The sequence below is a fragment of the Sphaerospermopsis reniformis genome (genome assembly GCF_005402885.1).
In the GTDB taxonomy this organism is placed as follows: domain Bacteria; phylum Cyanobacteriota; class Cyanobacteriia; order Cyanobacteriales; family Nostocaceae; genus Sphaerospermopsis; species Sphaerospermopsis kisseleviana.
In genome coordinates this window covers 1-4,063 of record NZ_BJCE01000348.1, presented here as the reverse complement: position 1 = coordinate 4,063, position 4,063 = coordinate 1, and the positions used below count along the sequence as shown (strand labels likewise).

6 protein-coding genes and 1 pseudogene are annotated in these 4,063 nt (G+C 30.1%); 3 read left to right on the top strand and 4 right to left on the bottom strand.

Going from position 1 to position 4,063, the window contains the following annotated elements; all coding sequences use genetic code 11:
* Positions 1-216: pseudogene (locus FFR48_RS26060) on the bottom strand (hypothetical protein); the annotation flags it as partial.
* Positions 217-409: 193 nt separating this feature from the next.
* On the opposite strand from FFR48_RS26060, the gene FFR48_RS26055 reads away from it, so the two are divergent.
* Together FFR48_RS26055 and FFR48_RS26050 are read left to right on the top strand one after the other, a co-directional pair.
* On the top strand, positions 410-673 hold the full coding sequence (locus FFR48_RS26055) for an AbrB/MazE/SpoVT family DNA-binding domain-containing protein (protein WP_307722539.1): 264 nt from the start codon (positions 410-412) through the stop codon (positions 671-673).
* On the top strand, positions 661-849 hold the full coding sequence (locus FFR48_RS26050) for a PIN domain-containing protein (protein WP_201277683.1): 189 nt from the start codon (positions 661-663) through the stop codon (positions 847-849). Before FFR48_RS26055 ends, FFR48_RS26050 begins: the two co-directional genes overlap by 13 nt.
* Before the next feature lie 229 nt (positions 850-1,078).
* Here the strand turns inward: FFR48_RS26050 and FFR48_RS26045 are convergent, their stop codons facing one another.
* Genes FFR48_RS26045 through FFR48_RS26035 form a run of 3 tightly spaced genes read right to left on the bottom strand, consistent with a single transcriptional unit; the run spans position 1,079 to position 2,711 of the window.
* On the bottom strand, positions 1,079-1,546 hold the full coding sequence (locus FFR48_RS26045; RefSeq protein WP_137669361.1) for a restriction endonuclease: 468 nt from the start codon (positions 1,544-1,546) through the stop codon (positions 1,079-1,081).
* 1 nt (position 1,547) lies between these two features.
* Positions 1,548-2,042: a hypothetical protein gene (locus FFR48_RS26040; protein WP_137669360.1), complete on the bottom strand. Its 495-nt coding sequence runs from the start codon at positions 2,040-2,042 to the stop codon at positions 1,548-1,550.
* A 12-nt stretch (positions 2,043-2,054) separates the two neighbouring features.
* Positions 2,055-2,711 carry an AAA family ATPase gene (locus tag FFR48_RS26035; RefSeq protein ID WP_137669359.1) on the bottom strand — a complete coding sequence of 219 codons (657 nt, stop codon included), beginning with the start codon at positions 2,709-2,711 and terminating at the stop codon, positions 2,055-2,057.
* Between the two features lie 189 nt (positions 2,712-2,900).
* Between FFR48_RS26035 and FFR48_RS26030 the strand changes: the two genes are divergently transcribed.
* The coding region (locus FFR48_RS26030) for a helix-turn-helix domain-containing protein (RefSeq protein ID WP_137669358.1) at positions 2,901-4,063 on the top strand (1,163 nt) is incomplete at its 3' end.

Sequence of the window (4,063 nt, the reverse complement as noted above, 5' to 3'; positions counted from 1 at the left end):
ATCTAGTAACCACACTTGATATAATTTATCAGCATAGCGTTTTTCTGTGTTAGAGGTAGCTGTAATTTGTTCTAGTTCTTTGTCTAGGGAAATTGGTGTTTTACTCCAGTCTATTTGTTGATAAATTCGGGGATAAAAGAAGCTGATAAATTCTGGAAAGTATTTTTCTATTGCTCCTTTCCATGCTTGATCATAATTGGCTGTTGTTGGGTTCATGTTTAGGTTTTTTAGTTTTTTATTTGCTGGTTAATTGTATTTGATACTGATGTATTAATAAGAATTTTTATGATTTTTTAATTATTTGATTTGGTGGAGGTAAGGTAAATTATGGGTAGTATAGCGATCGCTATCAGGCAATAATCCATAGGAATCTATGTTATAATTAAGTTGTTATATATATTTGAAAATTATGCAAATAGAAATTACCAAGCTATCAAGTCAAGGTCAAGTTACTATTCCCCAAAATTTAAGAGAACAGTATCAGTGTCAAGATGGTCAAGAATTAATAATCATTAATGTAGGTTATGGAATTTTATTAAAACCTAAAAAAACTTTTTATGAAACAAAATTAGATGATGTTGCTGGGTGTTTGAATTATCAAGGAAAAGCTAAAACAATTGAAGAAATGGAACAAGCGATCGCTCAGGGAATAGGAGAATCATGGAATCAATGATTGCTGTTGATACTAATATTGTGATTAGATTTATTACTAAGGATGATGAACTACAGTATCAACAAAGTTTAGCATTATTCAAAAATAAAAATATTTTCATTCCTGATACTGTCATCTTAGAGCTAATTTTAATGCACTTCAAAATCCTAACTAAATGGCGCATCATTGATAAATGAGAAATATTGAATTATTTGCATATACAATTTATTTATAAAAACCGATATCTTTGTAGGGGTTTAGCATTGCGCTTTACCCCTACCCCTGTTGCGGTAAAATAGGTTAACTAATCATAATATATGTGTTAAGTTTCGTTCCTCAACCCAACCTACTACTACATACATAAAAAAGTGATCCCTATCGCACCTGAATCATATCCAAAATGGCGACCACTCCTCATTAAGTATTTTATTTATATTTAGCCCATCCTCCATTACTTAAATCTCGTAATGGTGGTAAATCTTGAGTTGCTAATTCAAATTTTTCAGTCTCCCCAAAAATATCCTCAAGACTTAATAAATGAACTTTAATTTTTGTATTAAGTTTTTTACTTTTACAAGCTTCTTGTAAGCGTTCACAAAAACCATCTGTATAACCAACACCTGATAAAATAATACCAATATCAGCTTGATGAATAACTAAATTACCTACAAAATCAGCTACATAAGAAGCATCTAATGTATTTTGGGATAATTTAGATTGAAAGTAAATTATTTCATTATATATTGTCCCATAACCATCTATTCCGCCATCATTACCTGATTTTCCAGGTGTTAAACCCAGATGAGCAGCAAACCGTCTTCCCAAGTCCTGTTTTACTGATACATGAGAATAAATAATTCCATTGACTATAGCATCTATTACTAAATAATCCATATTATTTTTGTGGAACTAATTTAAAGTTTTCTATTAGTTGTTGATAAAGTAAATTAACTCCTATAAATATACATTCATTAATTTTATCCATCATGTTTATTTTTTGTACTTTATCAGCTATTGGAGCAGATAATTTAATTTTAATAGAAAATTTATCCCTATCTTTCCGAGATAATTTTTCTGAACTAAGTTGTTGCAATTCCATGTTATATTTTCGTGAATCATCTTCGATAATTTTTTTAATATTTTCTTGATCAGAAGTAAACCGAAAATAAACATATTGAATAGCAGATTCCAGCAAGGTTGCTTGACTTAAATTTAGACTTGATATTAAGTCTTGCATTTTTTGTAATTCAGATCGAGTAAAATTAACACTAATCTGTTCATTATGATTAGATTCAGATGTTTTTTCAGCTAATTCAGTTCCTTCATTAATAGCTTCTTTTACTAAAAAATCATTGTCTTCAATATGACAGCTATTATTGTTTAAAGACATAATTACACTCCTTTAGTAATCCAATAAATCGGCAAAATAATCATATAAATATTCACAATCATCATAATCCCAGATATATTGGCGATCCCTATATATAGCTCTTTGCATTTGGTCTTGACAATCATTCATTTCACGAAAAACCTTACATCTTCGGGGCTTATTGTTATAGTCTAATCTATTAACTACTTCATCTATGGAATTTCTAGATATACCTAAAGGAACAATAATTACCTGTGGATTAGAACCAGATCTAACTTCAAGATTTGAAATAACTTTTAAGGTTCTGGGAAGATTAAGTAATGCTTTTTCTTTTTGAGAGTTGTTAATTGGTACTAAAATCAAATCAGGATCGTTGCCTAAAATCGTTTGAACTGTATTTTGCAGAGGACTATTGATATCTAAAACAACATGATCGTATTGACTCTTCTTAATTATTGATTCAATGGGATCTCTTGATTTATTCCAAATAATGGTATTATTGGGTTGATAGATTTCCTGATCTTTTGGTTTGGTAGGTAAATCACCTGTATGAAAGCGCCAAAAATCAGCTTGATCATCACAATCAACTAAAAGTGTACGCTGTTCTCTCATCATCAGAATACCAGCAACATGAACAGCAAGTGTTGTTTTACCTACACCACCATTATTATGTGTACAAAGAATAATCAACTTCCACAGTCTCCTTAAATTTTACCAGCTTTTTAAATTATAAACATTTTTATCAATCTTGTGATCGGATAGTTTCGGATTCTATCGGTAGTTTTATTACAAAATATTAAGAAAAAAACCGGAATAGATCGGAAAAAATGGGATCACATTTAGCTATAATGGTAAAAAACCATACCATGTATAGCTTTTATGACTGTAAACGAAGTTGTAAAATTTGTTGATCAGATAGTCTTTGATAAAACTGGAAAGCATCTAGATGATATTCAAACTGCTGTAATTGCAGGAACATGGGAAAGACAAACCTATGATGATATTGCACAAGAACACAATGTTACTAAAAATCATATAGGTGATGTAGGTTCTGAACTATGGCAACTTTTATCTAAAGCATTAGGTGAAGATATTAAAAAAACTAATTTTCGTTCAACTTTTGAAAGATTATATATAACATCATCACCAATTATTATTCAAAATAAAAATAAACAAAATAATAATCATACTTTTAATTTTAGTTCACATCCAACTTGTCAATATGCTAAAGGTGATCAAGATAATAATACAAATAAATCTAAACAAATTTACCACGATCTCACTCTATCACCCCAAATAATCAAATTTCACAACCGAGAAACCGAACTGCAAACCCTCACACAATGGATACTAAACCAAAATACCCGCTTAACCTGCATCTTAGGAACATCAGGAATAGGTAAAACCACCCTCACAAAAAGATTCATAGATTTAAACCTCGATAAATTTGAAATCATTATCTGGAAAACCCTCAAATACCCTAAACCATTAACCCAACTCCTTAATGACTTATTTAACACCTGTCAAAAACAACCCAAAGAAACCTTACATGATAAAATCAAACAACTACTTGATATTCTCACCAACAACAAATGTTTAATCATCCTTGATGACATCCAAAATATCTTTACACCTGGTGAACTTGCAGGAAAATATCAACCAGAATATCAAGATTATCAAACCCTATTCAAAATAATTACAGAAACCCAACATCAAAGTAATATTATTGTAATTAGTCAAGAACAATGTCCAGAAATGGAATCTTTAGATCCAGAATTATATCCCATCAAATCTTTAGAACTCTCAGGTTTATATCATCCTGAAATCCTCCAAAATACAGGATTAACAAATCAGGATAGTTGGTTAAATCTTATTACCTTATACCAAGGTAATTTGATGTTTTTAAAAACTATTACCGTCTTAATCAATAAAAATTATGATGGTGAAGTTGCCGATTTTTTAGCAGAGAATATATTACATATTACCCAACAAATGCAGTATCATTTTCAAGAGACATTTAACCGTTTATCACCGATAGAACA